The organism is Halobaculum sp. CBA1158, assembly GCF_021431925.1.
In the GTDB taxonomy this organism is placed as follows: domain Archaea; phylum Halobacteriota; class Halobacteria; order Halobacteriales; family Haloferacaceae; genus Halobaculum.
Genome location: NZ_CP090371.1, coordinates 254,512 through 280,634, shown reverse-complemented (window position 1 = coordinate 280,634; position 26,123 = coordinate 254,512). Strand labels below are relative to the sequence as shown.

Genomic DNA, 26,123 nt, shown 5'->3' with positions numbered 1-26,123 from the left:
AACGGGTGTTCAGCGATCCGTGGACCGGAACTGAAAGTGAATGTTTTTATACCCACTCCACACACGCCTGCGGTGAGGTAACACACCATGGTGGCTGCGATGTGGCTGGTGCTCGCGGTGCTCGTGCTGTTCAGCGCGGGGTACCTCGGGTACTCCCGGTATCTGTCCCAGTTCGTCGAACTGGACGACGACCGTGAGACGCCGGCACACAAATACGAAGACGGACAGGAGTACGTTCCGGCCAAGAAGCCGGTGCTCCTAGGGCATCACTATTCGAGTATCGCGGGCGGCGCGCCCATCGTCGGTCCGATCACGGCCGGCGTCGTGTGGGGCTGGGTACCCGCGATCTTGTGGATCGCGATCGGGAACCCCCTGATGGGAGCGGTTCACGACTTCGTCTCGCTGTCGGCGAGCCTCCGGCACGAGGGGAAGTCGGTCGGGTACATCATCGGCGAGTACGTCGGCGAACGCGGCAAGAACATGCTGCTGTGGTTCGCGTTCCTGACGATCATCCTCGTCGTGGCCGTGTTCGCGCTCGTCGTCGCGATCGTGTTCAACGCCTTCCCGCAGGCGGCGACGGCGAGCCTGATCTACATCGGGCTGGCCGTGTTGCTCGGGGTGTACCTGTACCAGTTGGACCTCCCGTTCATCCCGGGAACGATCGCGTTCGTCATCGCGATGTTCGCCGGGGTCTGGGTCGGCATTCAGTACCCCGTGGCGCTGTTCCCGGCAGTCGAGGCCGGTACCTACCCCCAGGGGACCATCGTCCTGCTGTCGATGTTGGGCAACGGTGGGTGGCTCCCGGGGGCCGTCGTCGACGCGAGCGCGACCCTCACACCCAACACCGCGGCGTGGGTGCCGTTCATCCTCGTGTACGGAGCGATCGCGAGCGCCCTTCCGGTCTGGGTGCTGTTGCAGCCGCGTGACTACCTCTCGTCGTTCCTCCTGTACACGGGGGTCGGCGGGGCGTTGCTGGCGATCATCGTCGGCACGCTCGGCGGCGCGCTCGGCATCGCGGCGATCTCGCCGAGCCAGCCGCTGGTGACGAACCTCGAACCGTTCTACGGGTTCATCGGCCGCTCCGGCGCGCCGCTGTTCCCGCTGCTGTTCATCACCATCGCGTGCGGGACCATTTCCGGGTTCCACTCGCTGGTGTCCTCGGGGACGACCTCGAAGCAGCTGAACAAGGAGACCGACGCCCGCGCCATCGGCTACGGCGGGATGCTCGGCGAGGGGCTGCTCGCGACGGTCGCGCTGATCACCGTGGCGCTCGTCGCGCCGGAGGTCGGCGGCGGCATCGGGCTCGCGCTGCCGACGTTCGCGACCGGCGGGGGCGTGATCCTGACGAGCTTCGGCATTCCGACCAGCCTCGGCGCTCCGTTCATGGCGCTGGTGCTGGTGAGCTTCCTGCTCACCTCGACGGACACCGCCGTCCGGCTGGGGCGGTACATGATGGAGGAGATCGTCGGCACCCCCGAGACCACGGCCGAGGAGGTCGCGGCCGACCGCTACGGCAACGCGGCCGTGCAGGCGCTGCCGGCGTACGTCCTCATCACGAGCGGTTCGTGGCTGACGCTGTGGCAGTTGTTCGGCAGCGCGAACCAGCTGCTCGCGGCGCTGGCGCTGCTCACTGCGACGGTGTGGCTGGCCAACTGGAGCGACTCGAAGCAGCTCCTCTCCACGGGCGGCCCGATGGCGATCATGGTGACGATCACCTCGCTGGCCCTGCTGTGGCTCGCGCTGCACGACAACATCTACGCGAAGTTCCTCAACAGCGAGTGGATGGCCGACGCGGGCGTCTTCGCGATGCTGTCGGCGGTCGTCCAGATCGTGATCGCGTTTGTCCTGCTGTACCTGGGGCTGTCGCTGGTGAAGATAGGGTACGACAACATCCAGAACGCCCGCAGCGGCGCGGGCGGCGAGGGCGGTGCCGTGGCCACCGACGGCGGCCGCGGCGACGACTAACCGCACGGTCGACCGCCGATCGCGGTTCCGATTTTTCGACGCACGTGAACACCGGCGACGCGAGCGACCGCGAACGGGGCCGGGACTCGCCGGCGACGGTGCGTGAAAACCGATGTCGGAGTCGGCGGTCGAACGCCAGGTCCCTACCCATGGCTTCGCCGTGACCCGACGGCGGCCGACTCCCATCGTCCCACCGGCCGCCGCTGTCCGATCGTTCGAACGCCGACCTAAAATCGTTCGCCGCCGGATATCAGCTCCGAGAGCGACGGGAGCGCTCGAGGCGGTCGGCGACAACGACGACGAGAACCGCACCGGCAGCGACGGCACCCGCATCGACAACGACGACGGCAACCGCGATCGCGACGGCCTCAGATCGTGAGGATGGTGCTGACGAGGTACTTCGTGAAGATGGCCACGCCGGAGCCGAGCCACGTCATGAGCACGAAGTGGAGGTAGGCGTTGGCCTTGTTGCCGCCGTCGATGGTGCGGATCATCACCGACGAGAGGACGGCGTTGAACAGGATGACTAACAGGAGCAGGAACTCGATGAGCGCGATGTCGTACACGCCGGCGTAGATGATCTGCCCGACGCCGCCGGCGTTTGTCACGTCGAACTGCTGGGACAGGTCTGCGAGGATGTTCACGACCTGGAGGCCGATGAAGAACGCGAACGCCGACGCGGAGGTGATCCCGTACAGCAGGCCGATCATCGTCATCGTCGCCTGCCGGCGCTGCTCGCGAAGCTGCATGACGGTGTTCATGTTCTGGGAGATGAGCTCCCCCAGCAGCTTCGGCCGACCGCCCATCGACCGACCCTCGAGGTACATGTCTGAGAACTTCTGGATGAGGTACGAGCGCGTGTCGGTCGCGAAGGAGTACCACGACTCCTCCGAGCTGATCCGCATGTTGAGCCGCCGGTACAGCCGGATGATCGCCGGCGTGAGCGCACCGAAGTCCTTCTGATGGAGCGTCGCGAGCACGTCGCCGGTGGTGGACTGCTTGGCCGACTCGGCCGCCCCGAGCGCGCGGATGAACGACGGGAACTCCGAGTCGCGCTCCTCGATGTTGCGCTCCTCCAGCCGGAGCATGACGCCGGTGATCGCCATCGGCGTGATCGGGACGCAGATGTACAGCGCGAGCGGGATGTTCTCGAGGAAGAACAACAGTCCCCGAAGCCCGGGGCCGTACCCGAACAGCCCCGCCCCGACGAAGACGACGAGCGCGGCGGTGCCGGCGACGCCGACGGCGAAACTGGCCCACAGCCGGAAGTCCGAGGGCGCGCCCTGTTCGGAGTGGAACCACACCGGGTCGTGGGGCGACATCGCTCGGATGACGACGTAGAAGCCCAACTGGACCAGCATGAACAGGACGATGACCGCCGAGACGGTCCGCGTGGGGTTGTCCCCGGTGAGGATCGGGAGGACGATGGCGAACACCAGCGCGAACGTCATCGAGAGGATCATCGACATGTAGAGGTCCTTCATGACCTCCAGGTTCGCCAGCGCGCCCTCGTACACGGTGATGTAGTTCTGGATGACCGCGTCCTGCTCCGAGAGGAGGAACTCGTCGAGCGACTGGCCCGCGCCGATCGTGTAGCCCAGGCGGTCGAAGAAGTCAGAGAAGGCGTCCGAGGGCACCTCCTTGGCACGGCGGCGCAGCGCGTCGTCGAGCGACTGGTTCCAGGTGTCGACGAGGTGGACGACGCGCGCGAGTTCGTCGGCGGCCGCGCCGTACTCCTCCTCGCGAGCGAGCGTTCGGAACACCTCCATCCGGTCGATGTTCGTCGTCGACAGCACGGTCATGTGCGTCATCACGAGGTGGAGCTGGTTCTCGATGGCCACCTGGCGGCCGTTGAGGTACAGCTTCGGGTAGAAGACGGCCGAGGCGAACACCAGCAGGCCGAGCGCCGGGATCGGCAGCCGGACCGTCAGCGGCAGCGGGAGCAGGAACGCCCCCGCGATCGTGAGCAGGAGGAACGCCGCCGAGGGCGCGAGGATGTAGCCGACGTACTTCCGCTTGGACATGTCGAGCGCGTCGTACGACTCCAGCAGGTCGGCGGCGAGGTCGGCCGCCGAATCGGGGAAGAAGTCGGACGCGGACGCGCTGTTCGTGCTCATGCGCGGCGCTCAGGTGCTGCGGTGCATGTCGAAGGGGAGCCCGTCGACGCCGTCGCGCTGGAAGGAGGTGATCGCCTCGTTCACCTCGTGGTAGCCGAGGATGCCCTCCTGGATCATCCGCTCGATGAGCTCCGCGCGGAAGCTCAGGTCGTCGTAGATGTCGCGGGTGTCGGCGTACCCCAGCAGCGTCGCGATCTGTTCTTCGAGCACGTAGGAGTTGTTGCGTCCGCGGAAGACGATCTCGTCTTCCACGGGGTCCCAGTCGAACACCTGCCGCGTGACGACGCCGTCCATCTCCTTGGAGTATCCCTCGATCTCCTGAACGGAGGTGACCCGGCGCAGGACCTCGTCGCCCTGCTTGACGCGGTTCTGGAACAGCGCCACGTCGGCCACGTCCATGAACGTCTCGGGGACGTTGATCGGCTCGGACGTGAACCGCTGGATCATCGAGACGATGTCGGAGGCGTGGAAGGTGAGCATCACCGGGTGACCCGTCTGGGCCGCCTGGAACGCCATGCGCCCCTCGGCCCCGCGGACCTCCCCCACGATGATGTAGTCGGGGCGCGAGCGCAGCGCCGCGGCGACGAGGTCGAACATGTCCACGTCGTTGGACTCGCCGCCGTCGCCCTCGCGGGTCAGGAGCTGCTGCCAGGTGCTGTGGGGCGGGACGACCTCGGCGGTGTCCTCCGCGGTGTATATCTTCGAGTCGCGGGGGATGTACGAGAGGACGGCGTTGAGCGTCGTCGTCTTCCCGGACGCCGTCTCCCCGACGACGAACACCGTCTGCTCGTTTTCCAGACACAGCCAGAGGTACGCCGCCAGTTCGGGGCTGAGCGTCCCCCACTTCGTGATCTGGTTGATCGAGAGGGGGGTCTCCTCGCCCTGGCGGATGGTGAGCGAGGACCCCTTGATGGAGACGTCGTCGGAGTAGATGATGTTGATGCGCGACCCGTCCGGCAGCGTCGAGTCGACGATCGGGTTGGAGTCGGAGACCGGGTCGCCCATCCGCTCGCCCATGTTGCGCAGCCAGTTGTCGAACTCCCTCGGCGTACCGAAGTCGACGGTCGTCTCCAGCATGCCGAAGACGCCGTGGTCGACGTGGCACTCCTTCGGGCCGATGACGTGGATGTCCTCGTTCTCCGGGTCGCGCATCACCGGCTCCAGCGGGCCGAAGCCCACGATGTCGCGGTTGAGTCGGTAGCGGATGTTGTCGTACGTCTGCTTGGACACCTCGATCCGACCGAAGTTCTTGATCGACGAGAGGACGTTGCGTCGCCCCTGTTCTTCGGTGATCGCGGTTACCTCCTCCAGCAACTCCTCGATCAGGTCGTCGTACCCCGACTCCTCCTCGGGTGCGGGCTTGTGGCCGCTCTGGCGCAGGAGCTTCGACTTCACCGAGTCGAGCACCTCCTCCTCGGCCCCCGAGAGGGTCGGCTCGACGGTGTAGTACTTCGTGTCCTGTCCGAAGTCGCCGTACACGTGACAGAAGATCGGACCGCCCACGGGGTACAGCACGTTCGGACGCTGGGCCTCGTGTTCGCCCTCGATGTCGTCGACGAACATCGGGAACTCGCCGGTGATCTGCTTGAACTTCTGCAGGTGCTCGCGCAGATGCGGTCGCTTCATCGCCATCTGCTTCAGCTCGCTCGACGGGTTCGCCTGTCCTTGGTCGGTCATGGATCACACCTCCGCGCCGGCATCACCCGGCGCGCGTCCGTCACCGCGCGTGCAGCGGCCCCGGGCCCCCGACTCCCTCCAGGGGTGGCACTCATTACGACGACACACCCGCGAACGAGGCTTAAACCCTCCCCGCGAGCTATCAGCTCGGATAACGAGGCCGGGGGCGACGAGAGGGATCGACGGCGACCGCCACAGCGACCGCGACGATGCCGTCGAGGAATCGAGGGACCGCTCAGGCGACGCTGCGGGACTCGATGACGATCCCGGTGCCCGAGCGCACCGAGAAGCCGATGGAGTCGCCGACCTGACTCCCCATGCCGGCGAAGCGCTTGACGGCGATGTTGCGGCGCACGTCGGAGCCGACCTCGACCATCTGCAGTTCGAGGAACACGTCGGCGATGGAGCGGAACGGACCGATGGCGTCGTCGCCGACGGCGGAGGGGTCGACGGTGAGAACGATCACCTTCCCGTTGGATATCATGTCCCGGAAGAAGGAGATGATCTCCAGGGCCGCCTGGCGCTCGTCGTTGTTGCGGACGAGCGCCTCGAAGGTGGGATCGTTGCGGAGGATGGAGTCGAACGTGTCGAGGATGATCACGTCCGACTGCCACATCGCCTCCGCCTCCATCAGGCGCTTGAGCAGCTCCTTGCGGTCGCCGTCGCTCTCGGAGAAGTTACCGCCGGAGTCGAAGTCCGCCGCCAGGAAGAGGAGCTCCTCGTTGAGCAGGGGCTTCGTCACGTCGTACCCCAGGGAGTACATCTGGTCGATGAACCCCGAGACGGTCATCTCCGTCGACAGCAGGGTGACCGTCGACCCCTCGTCGACGAGACCGTAGGAGAATCGCTGGGAGAGCGCGGACTTCCCCGCGCCGTAGTCGCCCTCCATGAGGACGATCGACCCGCGGGGGATCCCCCCGCCGAGCTCCTTGTTCAGTTGGTCGCGCTCGGGCATCCCGATCGATAGCAGCGTATTCTGTTGTGCTCGTGACATTGGTGTGAGTCGGTGAGTCGCGTCGGTTCAGGTCCTGAAGCGGAACACTTCCTCGTCGCCGCGGACGACCAGCTTCAGGCGGTGGTCGGTGTCGGGGTCGAGGTCGGCCGGGAACTCGAGGCGCACCACGTCGCCGGTGTGCCACGTCGCGTCGCCGTCGACGGTGGTGACGGTCACGTCCGTCCGGTACTCGCCGTCGAGGAGGACGTCGATCGTCCCGGGGTCCGCCGGGAGATCCGATGCACCCGTGTTGCGGACGTGGATCGTGACGTTTCCGTTCCCCGACCGGTTGTACACCCGCGATCCGGCGTCGGAGACGATCTCGGCGTCGGCGCGGATGTCGCCGGCGACGTCGAGCGACTTCGCCGAGAGGGCGTCGCTGACGCGGGTGACCTCGCTCGTGAGGGTGCCCGCGACCGACGCGGCGATGACGATCGCCGCGATGAACAGGATGAGTTCGGCGGCGCTCCCACCCGCCATCTCAGTTCACCCCGACCTCGCTCGCGTCGCGGACGCCGTGGTCGACGACGACCTGGGCCCGCTCGGGCGTCGGCTCGCCGGCGAGGTCGACCTCGAAGCGCGCCGTCTCGCCGGGGAGCCACAGCCCGGTGTCGCCGTCGCCCTCGACGGTGACGGTCGTGTTCGCGGCCGCCGGGATCACGTTGTCGACGAACAGCGTTGCGTCCTCGACGCCGACGCTCGTGGTGCCGTCGTTGTCGGCGCGCACCACGAGCGTCTCGTTGGCCTCGAAGTACGTCGCGTTCGTCACCTCGACGTCGGTGTTGGCGCGCTCGAGCGCGCGGTCGGCTGCGTCGCCGCGGGCGTCCGTCACTCGCTCGAAGCCGTTCGCCGCGGCGGGGTAGGCGATGCCGACCGCGAGGAACACGCCCAGGAAGACGACGCCGGCGGAGGCGCTAACGCTGAGGCCCATGCATGCCTCCGGAGAGCTGCGGCCAGCGGTCGATGACCACCGACTCCGCGGTGGCGTCGGTCAGTTGCATGATGTACTTGAGGCTCCGAGTGTGGTGATCGAGGTCGAGCTGGTCCGTGCCGGGCCGGTCCATCAGGTTGCGGTCGATGTCGCCGAACCCGGAGAGGAAGCCCTTGAGTTGGTCTGCGACCTCCCCGTCGATCCACTCGACGCGCTCGTAGTAGTTGACCGCCCGTACGGCGTCGGTCGTGGTCGACTCCTCGACGAGGAACTCCAGCCACTCCATCACCATCAGGTCGCCCACGTAGTCGCCCGGCAGGCTGGTGAGGTACGGCTTGTCCGGCTCGTCGGAGAGGTCGTCCTCCTCGACGAACTCGAAGCCGCCGTTCTCGTCGACCCCCTCGCCGCGTCGGCTCGGATCGGTCGGCCCGGCCGTCGACTCCGGCTCCGGTTCGGGCTCCGGATCCGACCCGTCGTCGAGACCGAGGTCGCCGCCGGCGTCGTGGCCGTTCGACTCCGGCTCGGCGTCGAGCGCGTCGCCGCCGGCGTCCGCCTCGCCGGCCGGCTCCTCGCCCTCGTCCCAGTCGGCGTCGCCGGACTCGTACTCGTCTTTCAGTTCACTGAAGCTCTTGCCGCTGCCGTTGTCGGTCCCCATGGGTTCTGAATCGGTGTCGTCGGTCTCCTCGTCCTCGAAGTCGCCGTCGAGGTCGTCGTCGAACTCAGCTCCGTCCTCGAAGCCGTCGTCCATCCCCCCGTCCATGTCGTCCATGCCGTCCATGTCGTCCATGCCGTCGAGGTCGTCCCCGTCACCGAGGTCGTCCCCGAACTCGTCCTCGTCGTCGCCGGCGAGGTCGTCGTCGAAGAACCCCTCGGCGTCGGCGCTGGCGAGGTCCTCGTCGAGTTCGTCGTCCGTCTCCTCCTCCTCGCCGGCGTCGTCGAACAGACCGAAGCCGCCCTCGCCGGCACCGCCGAGATCGCCCCCGCCCTGCACGTCGTCGACGAAGGGATTGATCCCGCGCGTGACCATCTCGTAGATGTCGAGCAGGCTCCGGACGTCCTCGCCCATGTCCTCGACCTTCCCGGAGATCTCCTCGTTCTCCGAACGGACGGTGTTGACCGTCGAGGAGAGGCTCGCGACCTCGTTTTCCAGGTCGTCGACGCGCTTCTCCAACTCGGCGACGCCGTCGTCGCCACCGTCGTCGCCGCCGAAGGGGTCGTCGCCGTCGTCGTCCCAGTCGTCCATACCACCGAGGTCGCCGAGGTCGTCGTCGCCGCCGTCGTCGCCGCCGAACGCGCCGTCGTCGCCGCCCAACAGGTCATCGTCGTCGTCGTCGGCCTCGACGTCCCCGGGTCCGTCGTCGCCGTCGCGGAAGCGATCGAGGAGGCTGGCACCCAGAAGCCCCAGCGAGACCAGCAGCCCCGCCTCGGCTCCCGGCACCCCAGCGACCCCGACTCCCGATAGTGCGGTGAGGAGACCCATTACCACGAGACACCTCCGAACAAAACTTAAACCCATCCCGCGGATTATCGCCCCCGATAACGGACGACACGGGCCGTACGGACGGTGACGAAACGAGCGGTACGGACGGGGACGACTCGATCGACACGGACGGAGGCGACACGGATCGATGAATCCTGTGCAGCGGTGCTCTCGGCGCTAGAGAACGACCGTCTCGCCGCCGGCGTACGAGACGTGCAGTCGGCCCGAGCGGGTCTCGAACCGGAGCGAGCGGCCGCGGTCGCCGCCGGTGTCGGCGGCGACGAGCGGGATCCCGCGGGCGTCGAGCGCCGCGCGGGCCGCGGCGACGTTGCGCCTGCCGACCGAGTCGCCGCCGCCCGTGCGGTCGAACTCGATCATCTCGGCGGCCCCGGCCATCTTCGCGCGAAGCGCCGTCGAGTCGCCGCCCGCGTCGACCACCGCCTCGACCAGGGCGGCGACGCCCTCCTCGACGTACTTCTCGTCGACCCCGGGGCGACCGTCGGCCGCGGGGAGCATCGCGTGGAGCAGCCCGCCGACCCCGGTCTCCGGGTGGTACACCGCGATCCCGAGACACGAGCCGAGTCCGCTGGTGACCAGCAGCGCGTCGTCGCCGGCGACCGCCGACTCCGAGAGCCCGACCTTCCGGCGCGGAACCGACGCGTCGGGCGACGACGGGGACGCGCCCGCGTCCGCCGGCGTGGAGTCGGAGGGGCTCACGTGGGGGTCACCGGGCGTGGCCGCCGTCGGTCGCGGCGGGCTCGATCCGGTCGAGGGCCGCGGCCAGTTCGCGTTGGTCCGGCAGGGCGTAGATGTCACAGCGGACGCTGCCGTCGGGGGTTCGGACCGTGGAGTCGATGATGAACGCGTGGTCCTGCGTCTTCCCGAGCCGGCTCACGAGCGGGCTCATCACCGCCGATCCCATGTCGTGGACGAACTGCGGCGGGGTGTGCTCGATGCTCGTGCCGAGCACGTTCGCCCAGCCGTCGATGAACCCCGAGGTCATGATGTTGCCCAGCTCCCGGAGCGCGCCCTTCTCCATGTCGCCGATCCCCGGATCAGTCTCCGTGGGGATCATCCCGCCGGCGACCTCCTCGGCGGAGGCCTCGTCGAAGAGGATGGCGAGGTAGCCGCTGGGGTCGCCGTGGAGCTCGAACACCGTCCCGGCGACGGTCTCCTCGCCGAGTTCCGCGGGCACGTCCTGCACGGGAACGAACCGGAGACGCGACACGTCCACGTCAGTCTCGGTGCCGGTCATCATCGTGATGTTATCGGCGGCCGACGACGCGCCCTGCCGAGTCATCTCGTTGAACGTCGGCAGCTTCTCCACCGGGACCGCCTCGCCGGCGTCGCCGACGGGGCTGTCGTGACCCAGCATGTCGGTGAACCCGGCGTACTCGGGGAGCATGTAGATCATGAACTCGAGCTCCTCGTCCATCGAGGACACCTTCGACTCGAACATGAACACGCCCTCGCGGGCGTCGTCGAACGCGCCGTCGGGCAGGATGTCGGTGCCGGAGGCGCGGACGTACGCGGGCGGGGTCATGTCGATGGCGACGCCGAGGTGGTCGGCCCAGCCGTCGATGAACCCCGAGGTCATGATGTTGCCCGCCTCGGTGACGCCGCTTCTGACGAACTCCCCGTCGCCGCCGCCGGGCATGAGTCGGTCGACGAGGCTCTCGGCCGCCTCCAGTTCGAACGCCATCACGGTCTGTCCGGCGATACCGCCCTCCAGCCCGATCTCGACGCCGACGAACTCCCGGCCGGCGAACGCCTCCCGGAGGTCGCCGGCGGCCATCAGCGTCACGTCCGTCACGTCGACGTACACGTTCGCGTCGGCGAGTTGTCCGAGCGCGTCCGCCGCGCGGTCGGCCCCCTGGCTCGCGAGGTCGGAGAACTCCCCCAGCGACTGGATGTCGACGTACATCCCTACGCGGGGACGGCGTCGTTGATGGCTTCGAGCACGTTCGGCTTCTGGAACGGTTTCGTGATGTACCCCTCCGCACCCGCCTTGATCGCGGCCTTCATCTTCTCCTCCTGCCCGACGCTCGTGCACATGATGACGTTCGCGTCGGGGTGTTCCTCCGTGATCTCGGTGGTCGCCTCGATCCCGTTGCGGATCGGCATGACGATGTCCATCATCACGATGTCGGGCGAGTGCTCGCCGTAGAGGTCGACCGCCTCGACGCCGTTCTCGGCCTCGCCGACGATCTCGAACTCCCCCTCGAGGATCTCCCGCAGGAGGTTCCGCATGAACTCCGAGTCGTCCGCGATCAGAACGCTGGTCGGCATATACGGGATCGGCTTCCGGCGGCGATGATAAACGCATCCCCGTAGGTATCAGGCGTGAAAACGCGGGGGCCGAAGTCGCGACGGGCCGGCGCTACAGTCGGAGTCCGCCCTCGCGCTCCAGCGCCTCGAGGAGATCCTCCATCGAGTCGTCGCGTGAGAGCCCGAGCCGCCCCAGCGCCGATCGGACGGCGTTCGGGGGAACCCGCGGGCCGTTGTCCATTCCGGCCAAGAGGATCCCGAGGGCGTCCTCGGTCGGGGTGTCGCCGCCGGCGGCCCCCGCGAACCAGGTGACGAGCGTCTCGAACGTCTCGCCCACGTCGTCGGAGGCCATCCGGTGACGGGCGGTCCTCCCGTTCAGCGACAGCGTCGCGTCGAAGCCGTACGCGAACTCCGAGTCAGCCAGCGACGCCGCGAGCCACTGGCCGACCGCCCCAGCGTCGAGCGCCGCCGGATCGGCCGTGCCGGCGTCCGTCGCGCCGGCGTCCTCGCGGCGCGGCGCGCCCCGTCGCTCGTGTGATGCCGGGCGGTCGCGTGCGGTCGATCGATCCCTGGCCGTGCCGGCGTCCGACGATCCGGTGTCCGACGACCCGGCGTCCGACGACCCGGCGTCCGGCAACCCGGCGTCCGCGGGACGAGCGGCTCCGGGGGCGGTCTCGTCCGTTCGGGCACTCGCATCAGCGGTGCCTCCGCCCGAACGAACACCGGTGTCGGTTTCGGCATGGGTGTCGGTGTCGGCGGCCGGCGGACCAGCGGCGGCGTCCGCGTCGGCGACGCCGTCGTCGACGGCGGCGGCTCCCGGCCCCTCGTCGGGCGCGAGTCCCTCGCGCGCGGCCTCGGCCAGCGACGCGGCGTCGGGAGCGTCCTCGGAACGGGGGTCCTCGGTACGGGGGTCCTGTCTCGCCTCGGGCGCGGCGTCCCCGTCCGGATCCCCGTCGGCGTCGCCCGCGCGGTCCCCGACCCGCGGAGGGCGGCTCCCCGCCGAGACGACGTAGCGGTCCTCGCCCAGTTCGCGGACGTACTCGCTCTCGGAGATGTCGAGGTCGTCCGGGTCGACACCGGGGTTGCCGCGCGGGGCGTCGTCGCTCATGCGTGGTCGGTTGGGACGCGCACGTGAAAAGTGTAGTCGGCGGTGGTCGCGACGGCTTACAGCTCGACGCCCTCCTTCTGCCCGAGCGACTCGGGCACGGAGAACCGGATCGTCGTCGTCGAGCCGGCCATCGTGTTGATCTTGACCGTCACCTCCTCACCCTCGTGGAGCAGGTTGGGTTTCTCTGAGGCCGTGCTGAGGTTGAATTGGATGTTGAACCGGTCGTCGGGATCGTTCAACACCGTGCTGTCAGCGCCGCCGTCGGCGTCCTTCACGGCCTCGGTGGTGAACGTGTCGTCGATCGAGCTGCCGGCGTTCTCGTGGTTGAGTATGAACGTTCCCTCCGGCCCGATCCACGTGACCGTGGCGTTCTGGAGGTCGATCTCGCCGGCACCCGGTGCCTGCGTGACCGTCACGTTCACCGCGTCGATGACCGATTCACCGTTGTTCTCCGTGACGTTCCCAACGGTCGCAACCTCCTGCAGTCGGTCGCTGACCTGCTGGGTCGACTGCTGACCCGTTTCCTGCGCCTTGGACTGGAGGAAGCCGGCGGTGTTGATCAGGACGCCGGCGGCGATCGCCGCCACCAGCACCATCGCGATGAACACGATGAGCGTCCCGATCCCCACTTGCCCGCGCTCCTCCTCGTCCGTGATGAACTCGAACATGGTTACAGCTCGACGGCGCTCTTCTGCCCGAGCGACTCGGGCACGGTGAACCGGATCGTCGTCGTCGCGCCGGCCATCGTGTTGATCTTGATCGTCACTTCCTGCCCCTCCTGGAGGGTATCAGGCGCATCGGTCGCGGTGAGGTCGAAGTTGATGTTGAACCGGTCGTCCGGGTCGTTGAGGACGGTCTTCGAGTCGTCGGTGTTCTTGACCGCGGTGGTGTTGAACTTCCAGTCGGTTCCGGACGCCTGATCGTGGACCAGCGTCTCGGTGCCCGATGGACCGATCCAGTTGATCGTGGCGTTCTGGAGGTCGATCTCGCCGGCACCCGGTGCCTGCGTGACCGTCACGTTCACCGCGTCGATGGTGTTCGGATCGGCACCGTTATCTTTCACTTGACCGACGGTGACGACTTCCTGGAGGCGGTCGCTGACCTGTTTACTGCTCTGTTGTCCCGTTTCCTGTGACTTGGACTGGAGGAAGCCGGCGGTGTTGATCAGGACGCCGGCGGCGATCGCCGCCACCAGTACCATCGCGATGAACACGATGAGCGTCCCGATTCCCACTTGCCCGCGCTCCTCCTCGTCCGTGATGAACTCGAACATTGCTGTGGTTCTCTCGGTCCCGCCCCCGCGGTAGAGGACGAGTTGTAGGCAGTTCGACACCGAATTGCATATTAAAGCCACGGCACCAAAATTCACATTCGATAATTCGGAGTGTGCGTATCGATCGCGATAGCGATATCACGCTCTCGAAGAGATCGAGCGACTGGATGGGGGTCGAGGCGGTACGCTTATCCCATTCACAATCAGTACTGAGAGCATGGCTGCGGACGACGAGGAAGTCATCGAGGTGCTGGGGAACAAGTACAACCCCGAGATCCTCGACGCGGCGGGCGAGCCGAAGTCGGCACAGGAGCTGTCGAACCAGCTCGACGTGCCGATCGCCACCTGCTATCGTCGGATCAACGAGCTCGAGGACACCGAGCTCCTGGAGCTACACGACCGACCGCTGTCGGAGGAACACCGTCGAATCAAGGTGTACCGTCGGTGCGTCGACGGAGTGAACGTGACGTTCCGCGACGGCCTGACCGTGGAACTGGAGGAGCGCTCGGAGGTCAAGAACAAACTCGACGACGTGTGGCGGACGATGACCGACGGCTGAGCCGTCGGGGTCGTCGCGAGGGGATCGACGCGACGGCGAGGCGACGCCTCAGAACCCGGCCTCTGGACCGTCGCGTCCCATCATCGAGAACCCGCCGGCGCGGTCGTACACCTTGAGGCCGCCGTCGTCGATCTCCATCGGGAAGATGTCGGTGTCGATGTCCTGTTTGCGCATCTTCGCCACCCAGACGTAGCGGTTGACGCCGGAGTCCGTCGGCGTCTGGATGAAGTAGATGTTGCCGTCGGTGAGGAAGTTTTCCAGGCCGATCTCCGTCTGTGGGAACACAGCGCCCTGCTCGTTGATGAGAAGCGACGTGAGTCCGTTCTGCTTCAGGATGTCAGAGAACTTCAGGAGATAGGTGCGCTTCTCCTTCTCGTCGTCGAAGAACAGCGAGAACATCGTCAGCGAGTCGAGCACGAGCCGATCGTAGGAGGTGTTCGCGAAGTCTTCCATCAGCGTGTCGAGCGCCGACGAGAAGTCGCCCTCGCGGAGCATGTGCTGTTTGTCGTACACCTTGATCGCGCCGCTGTCGACGAGGTCGCCCCACTCGTCGAAGCCGATCGACTCGGCGGCCTGCCGGATGTCCTCCTCGTTCTCCTCGAAGGAGATGTAGATGCCGTGTTCGTCGTACTCCTGAACGCCGTTGTAGAGGTACTGTATACCGAACAGCGACTTCCCGGTACCGGGGTTGCCGCTCACCAGTACCGTCGCGTTCTCCACCAGCCCGCCGTTGAGAACCGAGTCGAGTCCGTCGACTCCGGTCGGAACCGTACCTACCATGTGCATACCCGCCGTCCTCACAAATGAAAACGGTTCCGCCGTGTGGCCGACGACCGTGTCGCCTCCGCGCCGCGGTGTCGTGTCACTACGCCTGAAATTTCGGGCGCGAGACCGCCCCTCGCGTGCGACAGTTTTAAGCTCAAACACATCCGGATGACGAACATGACTGACGGCGGGGGTCGACGCGCCGGGAGCTATCGGGGCCGGAGGTGGATCCGGTGACGCGCCGCGTGCTCATCGTCGAGGACGAGCCCGAGGTAGCGGAATTGTACCGTGGATACCTCGCGGGAGACTACGACGTGTCCGTCGCGAACACCGGCGAGGAGGCCCTCGAGCGCGTCGACGCCGACACCGACGCCGTGCTGCTCGACCGTCGGCTGCCCGATACGTCCGGCTCGGAGATCCTCGCGGAGATCCGCGACCGCGACCTCGACTGCCGCGTCGCGATGGTGACGGCCGTCGAGCCCGACGTCGACATCGTCGAGATGGGCTTCGACCTGTATCTCGTCAAGCCGGCGACGCGCGACGACATCCAGTCGGCCGTCGAGCGCCTCGGTACCCGAGCGCAGTACGACGACACCCTCCAGCGCACGGCCTCGCTCGTGACGAAACGAGCCGTCCTCGAGGCGGAGCGAACGCCGGCGGAGCTTCGCTCCTCGCCGAAGTACGAGGACCTGCTGTCGAGCATCGACGCCCTCCAGTCCGACCTCGACGATCTCGCGGCCGCGTTCTCCCCGGACGACTACCGGATGCTGTTCCGTGACATGGGCGAGTCCCGGTCGTCGGCCTCCGAGTCCGCCTGACTCGCCGGCTCGACTCGCCTACTCTTCACCGATCTGCTCGCCGATCAGATCGTCGGCCGCCTCGAGGAACGCGTCGCGCTCGTCCGCCGGGATCGTCGCGCCCGCGGCGACGTCGTGCCCGCCGCCGTCGCCGCCGACCGCGCGGCTGGCCTGGCGCATCACCGCCGACAGGTCCAGTCCCTCGCGCACGAGGTGGCCGCTTCCCCTGGCGGAGACCTTCGTCTCGCCGTCGCCCGCGTCCGCGAACGCGACGATCGGTCTCTGCCGGGAGACGCCGTCGGCCCCGACGGCCATGCCCGCGACGATCCCGACGATCGTCTCGCGGATCCGGGTGCCGGCGTCGAACCACTGGAGGTGCTCCTCGCGCTCGACGCCCTCGTTCGTCACCCACCGGAGCCCCTCCGAGAGATTCCGGCGGTGGTTGCGCAGCAGGGCCCTGGCTTCCGCCAACGCCTCCTCGCGGTCGCCGAGACACACAGCGAGTCCCACGTCGGCGCGCTCGTATCGCGCGGTCGCGTTCAGGAGCGTCGAGAACTCGCTCACGTCGCGCAGTTCGGTGCCGGGCTCCTCGTCGGCGAGGACGTAGGTGGTGTCGACGAGCCCGTCGACGCGCTCGCTCGGCACCCCCGAGGAGACCGCCCGCCGGATGAGCGCGCTGGCGACGGTGCGTCGCTCCTCGGCGTCGAGGTCGACCCAGCGCCGCCACTCGCCGTCGTCGTCTTTCATCGGCACGTCGAGCCCCGAGAGGAACTCGATCGAACCCGCCTCGTCGTTCGATATCCCGGGAATCCGTGCCTCGCTGGCGTACTCGAGGAGCTTGGGAAGCGGCCGGGTCTGTCGCCCGTACAGCGCCAGATCGGTCACCTCCTCCAGCGCGTCGGCGGCGACGGCGTCGGCGACGAGCGCCTCGTTAGCACCCGAGAGTCCGCCCTCGGTGTCCTGCATGTCGCCGACCGCGCCGACGACCGCGAGCGCCGCGAGGTCGCGGTTGTCGACGCCCGTCGCGTCCCCGAGTGCGCGCCCGAGGAGGTACGCGGCTCCCGCGCCCGACAGTTCGCTCGCGCCGTCGAGCCCCTCGAGCAGGGGGTTGAGGTGGAACTCGGTGTCTGCCTCCGCGGGCTGGTGGTGGTCGACGATCACGGGAACGAACTCGCCGGCGTCCTCGTGCGGTGCGATCACGTCGAGCTGGCCGCTGCCGAAGTCGGTGAAGCAGATGACGTCGTAGTCGGTCGCGGCGATGGAGGCGACGGCGTCGGCGTCGAGCTGCTTGAAGAAGGCCGTCTCGAAGTCGAGGCCGGCGCGCTCGAACGCGGCGACGGCGACGGCGGCGCTGGTGAGGCCGTCCGCGTCGATGTGCGAGCACAGGAGGAACTCCCGGGCGTCGCGGAGCCGGGCGGCGCACGCCTCGGCGCGCTCGCGGAGTTCGGGGACGGGAAACCCCTCGCTCGCGACCGATTCCGCCTCGTCCTCGCTGTCCGCGCTCGCCATCCTGTGCGAGGGTGAGGCGTTCTCCGGGATAAACGCTCGTACTCTGACGGTGGTCGACCGGGAGTCGGTTCGGCTACCGGGGACGGATAGTCCGGCTACTGAGGACGGATGGGGAGACTGCGTGCGCGGGAGCGCGACCGCGGTGGCGCGCGACCGGCCGCGCCTCGTGCGCGGCCGCCGCGTGCGAGGGGCGAACGACCGAGCGAAGCGAGGGAGTGAGGCGGCTGGGGAGGGCGAGGCGCGGTGCAGGCGGGTGCAGTCGCTGTGGGTGGAACCGCAAGGAGCCGACGTGCCGGGGGCGTTCGAGAGCGTCGCCGCCGAGGTCGTCGAACCGACCCGGACGACGGTCCCGACCCGGACGGCGGTCCCGACCCGGACGGCGATCGGATCGAGGTCACTTCACGAACTGCAACAGGTCGTCGCGTTTCGCCTCCCGAAAGTGCCCCCGGAGCGCCTCGTTCAGCGGCTCGATCCGACCCTTCTTCGCTGTGATCGGCGCGATCGTTCCGCCCTCGCCCGACCACTGCTGCCACGGCGGGTACAGCCCCAGCCGGTCGCACAGCTCGTTCAGGCGCTCGTCGCGGTCGTCCACCTTGTCCATCTTGTTCACCGCGACGACCGGAGCCACGTCCACGTCCTGGAGGAAGCCGAACAGCTCCACGTCGTGCGGGATCTCGCCCTCGCCGCTGTGCCGGTCGATGATGTCGATCACGGACTTCCCGTCGACGACGAGCACGCCCGCGATGATCGAGTCGGCGTTCTTCTCGACGTAGCGCACCACGTCCGTCTTGATCGCCTCGCGCTGCTCCTCCTCGACGCCGGACATGAATCCGAACCCCGGGAGGTCCGTGAACATGAACGACTGGCCGGTCCAGTCGAAGTGGTTCGGTTTCCGGGTGACGCCCGGCTTCTTGCCCGTCGCCACGTCGTGGCCGGTCAGCTCGCGCATCAGCGTCGACTTGCCGACGTTCGACCGCCCGACGAGGACGACCTCCGCGTCCCGGTCGGGCCGCCCCTCGAAGGTCATGTCCGGTGGTGGGCCGCCGCGGCGGATAAGGGACGCGGGTGCGCGCGACGAACGCGACTACGAGCCGTTCGCGGACGCCCCCCGAGTCGCCCGCGGGCAGCGACGCGCCCAAGTCTCCGCCCGTCGACGCACGGACATGGACAAACAGCCCCTCCGTGAGCGAGTCTGGGACGCCCTGGAGACGTCGGGCGAGGCCCGATTCCCGTTCCCGCCGCACGGCCGGATCCCGAACTTCGCGGGCGCAGACGCCGCCTGCCGGCGGTTGACCGACACCCCGGAGTGGGAGGCGGCCGACGCGATCAAGGCGAACCCCGACGCCCCGCAGCTTCCGGTGCGTCGCGCCGCCCTCCGGGCCGGAAAGACGGTGTACATGGCCGTCCCCCGCCTCCGCGAGGAGCGGCCGTTCCTCCGTCTCGCGCCCGAGGAGGTGCCCGACATCGACGAGGCGACCACGGTGTCCGGGTCCTCGAACCACGGCGTCCCGGTCGACCCCGACGAGATGCCGCACGTCGACCTGATCGTCTCGGGGAGCGTCGCGGTCACCGAGTCCGGCGGCCGCGTGGGGAAGGGCGAGGGGTTCGCCGACCTTGAGTTCGCCGTGCTGTCGGAGTTTGGTGCGGTCGACGACGGGACGACCGTCGCGACGACTGTGCACCCGATGCAGGTCGTCGACCGCGCGGTCGAGTTGGCCGCCCACGACGTGCCGCTGGACCTGATCTGTACCCCGAAACGGACGGTCCGGACGGCGGATTCTCGGGGCGTTGACGACGACAGCTACCCCGACCGCGACGATGGTCGGCGACGCGTCGACCGGCCGCCGCGACCCGACGGGATCGACTGGGAGGCGCTCCCGGAGGAGAAACTGGAGTCGATCCCGGCGTTGCGTCGGCTCTCCCCCGAGTGAGCGCGGGGCGACGTCGACGGCTGCTCCGCCCGTCGATTATAACTGTCCTGTCCCCGAGGTTCGCCCGTGCGACTCGTTCAGGTGATGGTGCCGGCGGGCAAGCGCGAGACGGTCCTCTCGACGCTCGACGGGGAGGAGATCGACTACGTGCTCTCCGACGAGACGAGCGGCCGGGAGTACACGGCGGTCGTCTCGTTCCCGCTGCCGACGGAGGCCGTCGAGCCGGTGCTCGCGGAGCTTCGCGACGCCGGCCTCGAGCGCGACGCGTACACGGTCGTCCTCAACGCCGAGACGGTCGTCTCGAAGCGCTTCGAGAAGTTGGAAGAGCGGTACGCCGAGGACGAGAACGGCAACGGCGACCGGATCGCCCGCGAAGAACTGGAGGCGCGCGCGACGGAGATGTCGCCCCGGCTGGGCGCGTTCGTGACGATGACAGTCATCAGCACCGTCGTCGCCACGGCGGGGCTGCTGCTCGACTCGGCGGCGGTCGTCGTCGGGTCGATGGTGATAGCGCCGTTGATCGGGCCGGCGATGGCCGCCAGCGTCGGCACCGTACTCGACAACGACGAACTGTTCGCTCGCGGGGTGAAGCTCCAGGCGTTCGGAGCCGTTCTGGGGGTGGCGAGCGCGGCCGTGTTCGCGGCGATACTTCGGTACGGGCGGGTCGTCCCCTTCGGCGTCGAGGAGGTGTTCTCGATCGCGGAGGTCCGGGAGCGACTCGCGCCCGACGTGCTCTCGCTGCCCATCGCGCTGGGATCGGGCGTCGCCGGCGCGTTGTCGCTCGCCTCCGGCGTCTCGTCGGCGCTCGTCGGCGTCATGATCGCGGCGGCGCTGGTCCCGCCGACGGCCGTCGTGGGTATCGGCATCGCGTGGGGTCGTCCGGGCACCGTCGCGGGCGCGGCGCTTCTGGTCGTCGTCAACTTCGTGGCGATCAACTTCGCCGCGCTGGCGACGCTGTGGTACAAGGGGTACCGACCGGAGTCGTTCTGGCGCCTCGACGAGGCGCGCGCGACGACCATCCGGCGGGTCGGCGTGCTCGGCGTCGCCATCCTGCTGTCGACGGCCGTGCTCGCGGGCGTGACGGTCGCGTCCTACGAGAGCGCGCAGTTCGAATCGGCCGCCCACGAAGAGGCCGACGCGCTGTTGTCGGGCGACGCGTACGTGCTCGACGTGGCGGTCACCTACGGCGGCTTCCCGTTCCGCCAGCCCACGGCGGTGACGGTCACGGTCGGCCACCCGCCGGACGCGCCGCCGCCGGGGATCGCCGCGGAGTTGAGCCGGGCGCTGGACGACGAGGCCGGAGCGCCGCTCGGCCTGGGGGAGCCGGCGACCGTCGACGTGTCCGTGCGGTACGTCGCCGTCGAGGACGCCCGCGTCGGATCGGACGGAGCGTGAACCGGAGCGAACAGAGCGTGAACCGAAGCGAACAGAGCGGGAATCCGAACGGACGCGACGAGGCGCGAATCGTGACACAAACCGACGTTTGAGTTTACGGCACGCTGAAGCCCCGAGACCGCGTCTCACCGGTCGTGAGATCCGACAAACTCCTCCCCGCGCTGGCGGTCGCGACGATGCTCGTCGTCGCCGGCTGCGCCGGTGCGGTCACCAGCGACACGCCCGATCCGGGCGCGGCGACCGACGCCGTCGGCGCGACGGACGCGACCGACGCGACGGCCGCCGCCGACGTGAACGACATCACTACTGACGGTACCGCGACCGTGAGCGCCGAGCCCGATCTGGCGCGGATCACGGTCGCCGTCGAGGCGACCGCAGAGAACGCCAGCGCGGCCCGCTCGGCGGTCGCCGCCGACGTCGAGCGGCTCCGCTCGGCGCTGACCGAGGCGGGCTACGAGCCCGAGACGGTCGACTTCCGCCTCTCGCCCGAGTACGACCACTCCCGCGACGAGCGCGAACTCGTGGGCTACCGAGCCGCCCACACGCTGACGTTCGAGACCGAACCCGACGACGCCGGCAGCGCCGTCGACACCGCCGTCGACAACGGCGCGACGCGCGTCCAGAACGTGCAGTTCACGCTGACTGATGAGCGCCGCGCCGAACTCCGCGAGGAGGCGCTCGCCGACGCCGTCGACGACGCGCGCGATACGGCGACGACCGTCGCCGACGCGGCGAACCGCTCGGTCGGCACCGAGCTGTCGATCGCTGTCGGGTCCGCGGGCGTCTCGCCGTACGAGCCCCGCGTCGCCTACGAGACCGTCGCCGCCGACAGCGCGTCCACCTCCTTCGAACCCGGGAGCGTGACCGTGTCCGCGACGGTGACGGTTACGTACGAACTCGACTGAGGCCGCCCGGTCGGTCGCTTCGACCGACCGGATCGCCGGGGCGACCGAATCCCCGGGGCGACCGAGTCGCCGCCGCGATCGACCCGACCGCAATCGCAAAGGCGACGCGCCGGAGAGGTCGCCCCGTGAGCGACTCCGACGAGCGAGTGGTCACGGGCGCGATGCTCGGCGCGTTCCTCGCGTTCGGCGTCGACGTGATCGTGATCGTCGCGGCGCTGTGGTACGTCGACCGGCTCCCCGGCGCGGTCGCGGGCGGCGTCTCGGCCGCGATCCTCGCCGGCTTCGCGCTGTGGGTCGCCGTCCGGTGGGTCCGTCTCCGGAGGTCCACGGCGGCCGACGCCGGCGAGTCATCGACCGTGAGCGATCCCGACGACGCCGACCCGCTCGTCCGTCTCAAGCGCCGCTACGCCGACGGCGAGATCTCCGACGAGGAGTTCGAGCGCCGGCTCGACCGCCTGCTCGACGCCGACAGCCGGGCGGAGCACGCCGACGGGGACGACGGGAGAGGCCAGCACGACAGGGCCAAGGGGAGAAACCGGCGCGACGAAGCCGTCACCGAGCGGCGTCGGGAATCGGAGTAGTTCAGCCGGATCGGGTCAGCTCTCGCCGCGCGAGGGCAGATCCGGCTCGAAGCCGACCGCCTCGACGGCCATGTCGAGCACGCCCTCGACGTTCTCGTCCTCCGTGACGCTCATGTACGCGTCCGCCTCGACGTCCCTCGAGCGGTCGCTCTTGTTGCAGACGACGAGGACCGGGGCCTCGAACCGCTCCTCGACCTCCGCGAGCAGTTCGAGTTGGGACTCCAACGGGTAGCCGCAGTCGCCGGAGGCGTCGAGGACGAAGACGACGGCGTCGGCGAGGTGCGTGAGCGCCGAGACAGCCTGCCGCTCGATGCCGTTTCGCTCCTCCTCGGGCCGGTCGAGGATGCCGGGGGTGTCGATGATCTGATACCGGATGCGGTCGCGCTCGAAGTGACCGATCTGGATCGCCTTCGTCGTGAACGGGTAGGAGGCGATCTCGTTGGAGGCGCGCGTCACGCGGTTGACGAACGACGACTTGCCGACGTTGGGGTACCCGGCGACGACGATGGCGGGTTCGTCGGGACGGATGTCGGGGAGCGTCTTGAGCGCGTCGCGGGCCTCGCCGACCGTCAGGAGATCGTCTTCGATCTCGTCCATGATGTCGGCCATCCGGGCGAACGCCTGCTTGCGGTGCTTGCGGGCGGTCTCGACGCCGGACTTGCGCATCTTCGCCTGGTACTCCGAGCGGAGTTCGTCGATCCGATTGGCGGCCCAGTTCACCTCCGAGAGCGCCTGCCGGAGCTCGTCCACGTCGACGACGGCGTCGGCCAGTTCGTAGTAGAAGGGCTCGACCTCGAATTCGAAGTCGGGCCAGGAGGTGGAGACGTTGGCGAGGTTGTCCGAGAGGATGTTCGCGGCCGTGATCAGCATCGACTCCTGGGCGTCCCAGCCGTCCTTGGCGCGCCCCGTCCGGGAGGCGCGCGAGAACGCCTTGTCGAGGAGTTCCTCCGCGCGGGGGGTGGTGGGGAGGTCTTCGAATGTCATAGTCAGTTGCCGGGAGTTGACGACGACGGCGTATAAGCCCGTTCGTTCGGGTCTCGCGTGTTCTCGAGTGTGTTCTCACCCATCGACGGTACTCGATCCGTCGCGCGGACACCGCACCCGCGACCGCGAGAACGCGGGTCCCGACCGTCCACCTGCTTTCCGACCGTCCACCCGCGAGTCGGACGGGCCGGGCACCGCGTCCGTCCCGTCCGGCGTGCACGGGACCGCACTTCGGAGTGAGCGAGCGAGTCGGCTGGGGAGGGCGAGGAGACGGTCACGGCGGACACGACGGCTCCGCCGGGTCCCACATGGATCAGCCGTGAAACACACAGACACGCACGCATCGGCGACATCGCCGTAACAGCACCTTTATCAGTCGCACGGAGCGAAGTTCCAACGAGATTACTCTCGGAGGCCCATGGTGACGGAGCAAACACAACCGGAGGTGAACATCGGACTCGTCGGTCACGTCGACCACGGAAAGACGACGCTAGTGCAAGCGTTGTCGGGCGACTGGACCGACCAGCACAGCGAGGAGATGAAGCGCGGGATCTCCATCCGTCTGGGCTACGCCGACGCGACGCTGCGTCGGTGCCCGGACTGTGCCGAGCCCGAGTGTTACACCGTCGAGGAGACGTGCCCGGAGCACGGCGTCGACACAGAGACCCTGCGGACGGTCTCGTTCGTCGACGCCCCGGGCCACGAGACGCTGATGGCGACGATGCTGTCGGGCGCATCGATCATGGACGGCGCGGTGCTGGTGGTGAGCGCCACGGAGGACGTGCCGCAGGCGCAGACCGAAGAGCACCTGATGGCGCTGGACATCATCGGCATCGACAACATCGTCGTCGCCCAGAACAAGATCGACCTCGTCGACGGCGAGCGCGCCCGCGAGAACTACGAACAGATCCAGGAGTTCGTGGAAGGAACCGTCGCCGAGGACGCTCCGATCGTCCCCGTCAGCGCTCAACAGGAGGTCAACGTCGACCTCGTGATCCAGGCGCTGGAAGAGGAGATCCCCACGCCCGAGCGGGACGAGTCCCTCCCGTCGCGGATGTACACCGCCCGCTCGTTCGACATCAACCGCCCCGGCACGACGGCCGACGACCTGCTCGGCGGCGTCATCGGCGGGTCGCTCGCCCAGGGCACCCTGGAGGTCGACGACGAGATCGAACTCCGGCCGGGCCGCGAGGTCGAAGAGGGCGGCTCCTCGGAGTACCACGCGATCGAGACCTCCGTTCGCTCGCTGCAGGCGGGCGGCCAGTCGCAGGAGGAGGTCGGACCGGGCGGGCTGCTCGGCGTCGGGACCGGACTGGACCCCAGCCTGACGAAGGGCGACGCGCTCGCGGGCCAGGTCGCCGGCGAGCCCGGAACGCTCCCGCCCACCCGGAACGACTTCGAAATGGAGGTCGAACTGCTCGACCGCGTCGTCGGCGAGGGCGCAGTCGAGGAGATCTCCACCGGCGAGCCGCTGATGCTCACCGTCGGCACAGCGACCACCGTGGGCGCGGTGACCAGCGCTCGCACGGGCGAGTGCGAGGTGAACCTCAAGCGGCCCGTCTGTGCCGAGGAGGGCGCGAAGATCGCGATCAACCGCCGGATGGGCGCGCGCTGGCGACTCATCGGCGTCGGGACCCTCACGGAGTAACAGATCCGGTGACGATGGTTGTCCTCGACACGAACGCGCTCATGATGCCGGTCGAGTGCGACGTTCGCGTGTTCGAGGAACTCGACCGACTCCTCGACGACCCCGAGCTCGTCACCCCGGAGGCGGTCGTCGCCGAACTGGAGAAGCTGGCGGCCGACGGCTCCGGCGCGGAGGCGACGGCCGCCTCGGTCGGCCACGACCTCGTCGAGCGGTGCCGGGTCGTCGCCACTACTGAATCGTACGCAGACGACGCGGTCGTCGAACTCGCCTCCGGCGGTGCCGACTCCGGCACCGACGCCGGCGGGGAGTTCGACGGCTACGTCGTCACGAACGACCGCCCCCTGCGCGAGCGCCTCCTCGCTCGGGGCGTACGCGTAATCGGTTTAAGGGGCGCGAACACACTCGCGGTAACAGAACCATAGCATGTACAAACGGGTACGACTCAAGGACACGGTCGAGGTCCCGCCGGAGCATCTGGCGGACGTGAGCCGCGACCGCGTCCGCAAGCTCTTACAGGACAAGTTGGAGGGACGCATGGACGAGGACGTCGGCAGCGTTGTCAGCGTCATCGAGGTCCAAGACATCGGCGACGGCGCGGTCCTCCCGAACAGACCGGGCGTCTACTACCAGGCGGAGTTCGACGCCGTGACCTTCGATCCGGACATGCAGGAGGTCGTCGACGGCAACGTCGTCGAGGTCGTGGAGTTCGGTGCCTTCGTCGGTATCGGCCCCGTTGACGGCCTGCTGCACGTCTCGCAGATCTCCGACGAGTACCTCGCGTACGACGGCGAGAACCAGCAGCTCGCCTCCACGGAGTCGGACGACACGCTCGGCGTCGACGACGCCGTCCGCGTGCGGGTGGTCACGAAGTCCATCGACGAGCGCAACCCCCGCGACTCGAAGATCGGGCTCACGGCGAAGCAGCCCGGCCTCGGCAAGCACGAGTGGCTGGAGGCCGACGTGCGCCGACGCGCCGAGGAGGCCCCCGCGGAGGGCAACTAATGGCCGAGGACCGCCTCGCGTGTCGCGAGTGCCACTTCGTCAACGGCCCCGACGCCCAGACGTGCGAGAACTGCGGCTCCTCCTCGCTGACGGAGGACTGGGCCGGCTACGTCATCATCCCGCACCCCGAGAAGTCCGAGATCGCTCCGGAGATGAACGTTCAGGAGCCGGGCAGCTACGCGCTGAAGGTCCGGTAACGACGGCTCGACGCCGATACCGATCAGTACTCGATGA

At 68.4% G+C, this 26,123-nt stretch carries 28 protein-coding genes; 12 read left to right on the top strand and 16 right to left on the bottom strand.

Translation table 11 applies throughout. The features are described 5' to 3' along the window. The first annotated feature begins 87 nt into the window (after window positions 1-87). Window positions 88-1,965: a carbon starvation CstA family protein gene (locus Hbl1158_RS01370; RefSeq protein WP_234298293.1), complete on the top strand. Its 1,878-nt coding sequence runs from the start codon at window positions 88-90 to the stop codon at window positions 1,963-1,965. Between the two features lie 112 nt (window positions 1,966-2,077). After that, window positions 2,078-2,344: a hypothetical protein gene (locus Hbl1158_RS01365; RefSeq protein WP_234298292.1), complete on the top strand. Its 267-nt coding sequence runs from the start codon at window positions 2,078-2,080 to the stop codon at window positions 2,342-2,344. Here the strand turns inward: Hbl1158_RS01365 and flaJ are convergent. From flaJ to Hbl1158_RS01305, 12 genes are all read right to left on the bottom strand, one after another. Then, on the bottom strand, window positions 2,334-4,082 hold the full coding sequence (gene flaJ, locus Hbl1158_RS01360; protein WP_234298291.1) for an archaellar assembly protein FlaJ: 1,749 nt from the start codon (window positions 4,080-4,082) through the stop codon (window positions 2,334-2,336). The genes Hbl1158_RS01365 and flaJ overlap by 11 nt on opposite strands. A gap of 9 nt (window positions 4,083-4,091) precedes the next feature. Continuing rightward, a complete protein-coding gene (locus Hbl1158_RS01355) occupies window positions 4,092-5,759 on the bottom strand; it encodes a type II/IV secretion system ATPase subunit (RefSeq protein WP_234298290.1) in 1,668 nt (555 codons plus the stop codon). A gap of 235 nt (window positions 5,760-5,994) precedes the next feature. Beyond that, entirely contained in the window at window positions 5,995-6,753 is a 759-nt protein-coding gene (locus tag Hbl1158_RS01350; RefSeq protein WP_234298289.1) for an ATPase domain-containing protein, read from the bottom strand. Between the two features lie 27 nt (window positions 6,754-6,780). Continuing rightward, window positions 6,781-7,233, bottom strand: a complete 453-nt coding sequence (locus Hbl1158_RS01345; protein ID WP_234298288.1) for a flagellar protein G — start codon at window positions 7,231-7,233, stop codon at window positions 6,781-6,783. A 1-nt stretch (window position 7,234) separates the two neighbouring features. After that, window positions 7,235-7,684, bottom strand: coding sequence for a flagellin (locus Hbl1158_RS01340; RefSeq protein ID WP_234298287.1), 450 nt, complete (start codon window positions 7,682-7,684; stop codon window positions 7,235-7,237). Further along, a complete protein-coding gene (locus Hbl1158_RS01335; RefSeq protein ID WP_234298286.1) occupies window positions 7,668-9,164 on the bottom strand; it encodes a FlaD/FlaE family flagellar protein in 1,497 nt (498 codons plus the stop codon). The genes Hbl1158_RS01340 and Hbl1158_RS01335 overlap by 17 nt, the downstream gene beginning before the upstream one ends. A 177-nt stretch (window positions 9,165-9,341) precedes the next feature. Next, window positions 9,342-9,881, bottom strand: a complete 540-nt coding sequence (locus tag Hbl1158_RS01330) for a chemotaxis protein CheD (protein ID WP_234298285.1) — start codon at window positions 9,879-9,881, stop codon at window positions 9,342-9,344. A 7-nt stretch (window positions 9,882-9,888) separates the two neighbouring features. Further along, a complete protein-coding gene (locus Hbl1158_RS01325; protein ID WP_234298284.1) occupies window positions 9,889-11,088 on the bottom strand; it encodes a chemotaxis protein CheC in 1,200 nt (399 codons plus the stop codon). A gap of 2 nt (window positions 11,089-11,090) precedes the next feature. Beyond that, a complete protein-coding gene (gene cheY, locus Hbl1158_RS01320; RefSeq protein ID WP_234298283.1) occupies window positions 11,091-11,453 on the bottom strand; it encodes a chemotaxis protein CheY in 363 nt (120 codons plus the stop codon). A 91-nt stretch (window positions 11,454-11,544) separates the two neighbouring features. Continuing rightward, complete coding sequence (locus Hbl1158_RS01315; protein ID WP_234298282.1) at window positions 11,545-12,540, bottom strand: hypothetical protein; 996 nt, start codon at window positions 12,538-12,540, stop codon at window positions 11,545-11,547. Between the two features lie 56 nt (window positions 12,541-12,596). Beyond that, on the bottom strand, window positions 12,597-13,208 hold the full coding sequence (locus tag Hbl1158_RS01310) for an archaellin/type IV pilin N-terminal domain-containing protein (protein ID WP_234298281.1): 612 nt from the start codon (window positions 13,206-13,208) through the stop codon (window positions 12,597-12,599). Between the two features lie 2 nt (window positions 13,209-13,210). Next, the gene (locus tag Hbl1158_RS01305; RefSeq protein WP_234298280.1) at window positions 13,211-13,813 is read right to left on the bottom strand and encodes an archaellin/type IV pilin N-terminal domain-containing protein; all 603 of its coding nucleotides are present in this window, start codon (window positions 13,811-13,813) and stop codon (window positions 13,211-13,213) included. A 217-nt stretch (window positions 13,814-14,030) separates the two neighbouring features. Here Hbl1158_RS01305 and Hbl1158_RS01300 point away from each other — a divergent pair, with 217 nt between their 5' ends. After that, a complete protein-coding gene (locus Hbl1158_RS01300) occupies window positions 14,031-14,372 on the top strand; it encodes a helix-turn-helix domain-containing protein (RefSeq protein WP_234298279.1) in 342 nt (113 codons plus the stop codon). 48 nt (window positions 14,373-14,420) lie between these two features. On the opposite strand, the gene Hbl1158_RS01295 is transcribed toward Hbl1158_RS01300, so the two are convergent. Next, a complete protein-coding gene (locus Hbl1158_RS01295) occupies window positions 14,421-15,152 on the bottom strand; it encodes an ATPase domain-containing protein (RefSeq protein WP_234298278.1) in 732 nt (243 codons plus the stop codon). Window positions 15,153-15,370: 218 nt separating this feature from the next. Between Hbl1158_RS01295 and Hbl1158_RS01290 the strand changes: the two genes are divergently transcribed. After that, window positions 15,371-15,955: a response regulator gene (locus Hbl1158_RS01290; protein WP_234298277.1), complete on the top strand. Its 585-nt coding sequence runs from the start codon at window positions 15,371-15,373 to the stop codon at window positions 15,953-15,955. A gap of 18 nt (window positions 15,956-15,973) precedes the next feature. Here the strand turns inward: Hbl1158_RS01290 and Hbl1158_RS01285 are convergent, their stop codons facing one another. Further along, window positions 15,974-17,443, bottom strand: coding sequence for a DHH family phosphoesterase (locus Hbl1158_RS01285; RefSeq protein WP_234298276.1), 1,470 nt, complete (start codon window positions 17,441-17,443; stop codon window positions 15,974-15,976). 394 nt (window positions 17,444-17,837) lie between these two features. Further along, window positions 17,838-18,470 (bottom strand): GTP-binding protein EngB, encoded by a 633-nt coding sequence (gene engB / locus Hbl1158_RS01280; RefSeq protein WP_234298275.1) that lies wholly within the window; start codon window positions 18,468-18,470, stop codon window positions 17,838-17,840. Window positions 18,471-18,606: 136 nt separating this feature from the next. On the opposite strand from engB, the gene Hbl1158_RS01275 reads away from it, so the two are divergent. The 4 genes from Hbl1158_RS01275 (at window position 18,607) to Hbl1158_RS01260 (ending at window position 22,255) form a co-directional block, all read left to right on the top strand. Next, the gene (locus Hbl1158_RS01275) at window positions 18,607-19,374 is read left to right on the top strand and encodes a 5-formyltetrahydrofolate cyclo-ligase (protein ID WP_234298274.1); all 768 of its coding nucleotides are present in this window, start codon (window positions 18,607-18,609) and stop codon (window positions 19,372-19,374) included. Window positions 19,375-19,440: 66 nt separating this feature from the next. Continuing rightward, window positions 19,441-20,769, top strand: coding sequence for a TIGR00341 family protein (locus Hbl1158_RS01270; protein WP_234298273.1), 1,329 nt, complete (start codon window positions 19,441-19,443; stop codon window positions 20,767-20,769). A 134-nt stretch (window positions 20,770-20,903) separates the two neighbouring features. Further along, entirely contained in the window at window positions 20,904-21,674 is a 771-nt protein-coding gene (locus tag Hbl1158_RS01265; RefSeq protein ID WP_234298272.1) for an SIMPL domain-containing protein, read from the top strand. Window positions 21,675-21,799: 125 nt separating this feature from the next. Continuing rightward, window positions 21,800-22,255, top strand: coding sequence for an SHOCT domain-containing protein (locus tag Hbl1158_RS01260; RefSeq protein ID WP_234298271.1), 456 nt, complete (start codon window positions 21,800-21,802; stop codon window positions 22,253-22,255). Between the two features lie 15 nt (window positions 22,256-22,270). Here Hbl1158_RS01260 and Hbl1158_RS01255 read toward each other — a convergent pair whose 3' ends face one another. After that, window positions 22,271-23,239 carry an NOG1 family protein gene (locus tag Hbl1158_RS01255; protein WP_234298270.1) on the bottom strand — a complete coding sequence of 323 codons (969 nt, stop codon included), beginning with the start codon at window positions 23,237-23,239 and terminating at the stop codon, window positions 22,271-22,273. 418 nt (window positions 23,240-23,657) lie between these two features. Here Hbl1158_RS01255 and Hbl1158_RS01250 point away from each other — a divergent pair, with 418 nt between their 5' ends. From Hbl1158_RS01250 to spt4, 4 genes are read left to right on the top strand one after another with little or no spacing between them, the layout of a single operon-like run. Further along, complete coding sequence (locus Hbl1158_RS01250; RefSeq protein ID WP_234298269.1) at window positions 23,658-24,887, top strand: translation initiation factor IF-2 subunit gamma; 1,230 nt, start codon at window positions 23,658-23,660, stop codon at window positions 24,885-24,887. 14 nt (window positions 24,888-24,901) lie between these two features. Then, window positions 24,902-25,309, top strand: a complete 408-nt coding sequence (locus Hbl1158_RS01245; protein WP_234299442.1) for a PIN domain-containing protein — start codon at window positions 24,902-24,904, stop codon at window positions 25,307-25,309. Between the two features lies 1 nt (window position 25,310). Then, window positions 25,311-25,889, top strand: coding sequence for a DNA-directed RNA polymerase (locus tag Hbl1158_RS01240; RefSeq protein WP_234298268.1), 579 nt, complete (start codon window positions 25,311-25,313; stop codon window positions 25,887-25,889). Next, entirely contained in the window at window positions 25,889-26,086 is a 198-nt protein-coding gene (gene spt4 / locus Hbl1158_RS01235; protein ID WP_234298267.1) for a transcription elongation factor subunit Spt4, read from the top strand. Before Hbl1158_RS01240 ends, spt4 begins: the two co-directional genes overlap by 1 nt. The last annotated feature ends 37 nt before the right edge of the window (window positions 26,087-26,123 follow it).

Coding starts and splice junctions, on each gene's coding strand:
- Hbl1158_RS01370 (WP_234298293.1), top strand. CDS start 88: ATGGTGGCTGCGATGTGGCTGGTGCTCGCGGTGCTCGTGCTGTTCAGC.
- Hbl1158_RS01365 (WP_234298292.1), top strand. CDS start 2,078: ATGTCGGAGTCGGCGGTCGAACGCCAGGTCCCTACCCATGGCTTCGCC.
- flaJ (WP_234298291.1), bottom strand. CDS start 4,082: ATGAGCACGAACAGCGCGTCCGCGTCCGACTTCTTCCCCGATTCGGCG.
- Hbl1158_RS01355 (WP_234298290.1), bottom strand. CDS start 5,759: ATGACCGACCAAGGACAGGCGAACCCGTCGAGCGAGCTGAAGCAGATG.
- Hbl1158_RS01350 (WP_234298289.1), bottom strand. CDS start 6,753: ATGTCACGAGCACAACAGAATACGCTGCTATCGATCGGGATGCCCGAG.
- Hbl1158_RS01345 (WP_234298288.1), bottom strand. CDS start 7,233: ATGGCGGGTGGGAGCGCCGCCGAACTCATCCTGTTCATCGCGGCGATC.
- Hbl1158_RS01340 (WP_234298287.1), bottom strand. CDS start 7,684: ATGGGCCTCAGCGTTAGCGCCTCCGCCGGCGTCGTCTTCCTGGGCGTG.
- Hbl1158_RS01335 (WP_234298286.1), bottom strand. CDS start 9,164: ATGGGTCTCCTCACCGCACTATCGGGAGTCGGGGTCGCTGGGGTGCCG.
- Hbl1158_RS01325 (WP_234298284.1), bottom strand. CDS start 11,088: ATGTACGTCGACATCCAGTCGCTGGGGGAGTTCTCCGACCTCGCGAGC.
- cheY (WP_234298283.1), bottom strand. CDS start 11,453: ATGCCGACCAGCGTTCTGATCGCGGACGACTCGGAGTTCATGCGGAAC.
- Hbl1158_RS01315 (WP_234298282.1), bottom strand. CDS start 12,540: ATGAGCGACGACGCCCCGCGCGGCAACCCCGGTGTCGACCCGGACGAC.
- Hbl1158_RS01310 (WP_234298281.1), bottom strand. CDS start 13,208: ATGTTCGAGTTCATCACGGACGAGGAGGAGCGCGGGCAAGTGGGGATC.
- Hbl1158_RS01305 (WP_234298280.1), bottom strand. CDS start 13,813: ATGTTCGAGTTCATCACGGACGAGGAGGAGCGCGGGCAAGTGGGAATC.
- Hbl1158_RS01300 (WP_234298279.1), top strand. CDS start 14,031: ATGGCTGCGGACGACGAGGAAGTCATCGAGGTGCTGGGGAACAAGTAC.
- Hbl1158_RS01295 (WP_234298278.1), bottom strand. CDS start 15,152: ATGGTAGGTACGGTTCCGACCGGAGTCGACGGACTCGACTCGGTTCTC.
- Hbl1158_RS01285 (WP_234298276.1), bottom strand. CDS start 17,443: ATGGCGAGCGCGGACAGCGAGGACGAGGCGGAATCGGTCGCGAGCGAG.
- engB (WP_234298275.1), bottom strand. CDS start 18,470: ATGACCTTCGAGGGGCGGCCCGACCGGGACGCGGAGGTCGTCCTCGTC.
- Hbl1158_RS01275 (WP_234298274.1), top strand. CDS start 18,607: ATGGACAAACAGCCCCTCCGTGAGCGAGTCTGGGACGCCCTGGAGACG.
- Hbl1158_RS01255 (WP_234298270.1), bottom strand. CDS start 23,239: ATGACATTCGAAGACCTCCCCACCACCCCCCGCGCGGAGGAACTCCTC.
- Hbl1158_RS01250 (WP_234298269.1), top strand. CDS start 23,658: ATGGTGACGGAGCAAACACAACCGGAGGTGAACATCGGACTCGTCGGT.
- Hbl1158_RS01245 (WP_234299442.1), top strand. CDS start 24,902: ATGGTTGTCCTCGACACGAACGCGCTCATGATGCCGGTCGAGTGCGAC.
- Hbl1158_RS01240 (WP_234298268.1), top strand. CDS start 25,311: ATGTACAAACGGGTACGACTCAAGGACACGGTCGAGGTCCCGCCGGAG.
- spt4 (WP_234298267.1), top strand. CDS start 25,889: ATGGCCGAGGACCGCCTCGCGTGTCGCGAGTGCCACTTCGTCAACGGC.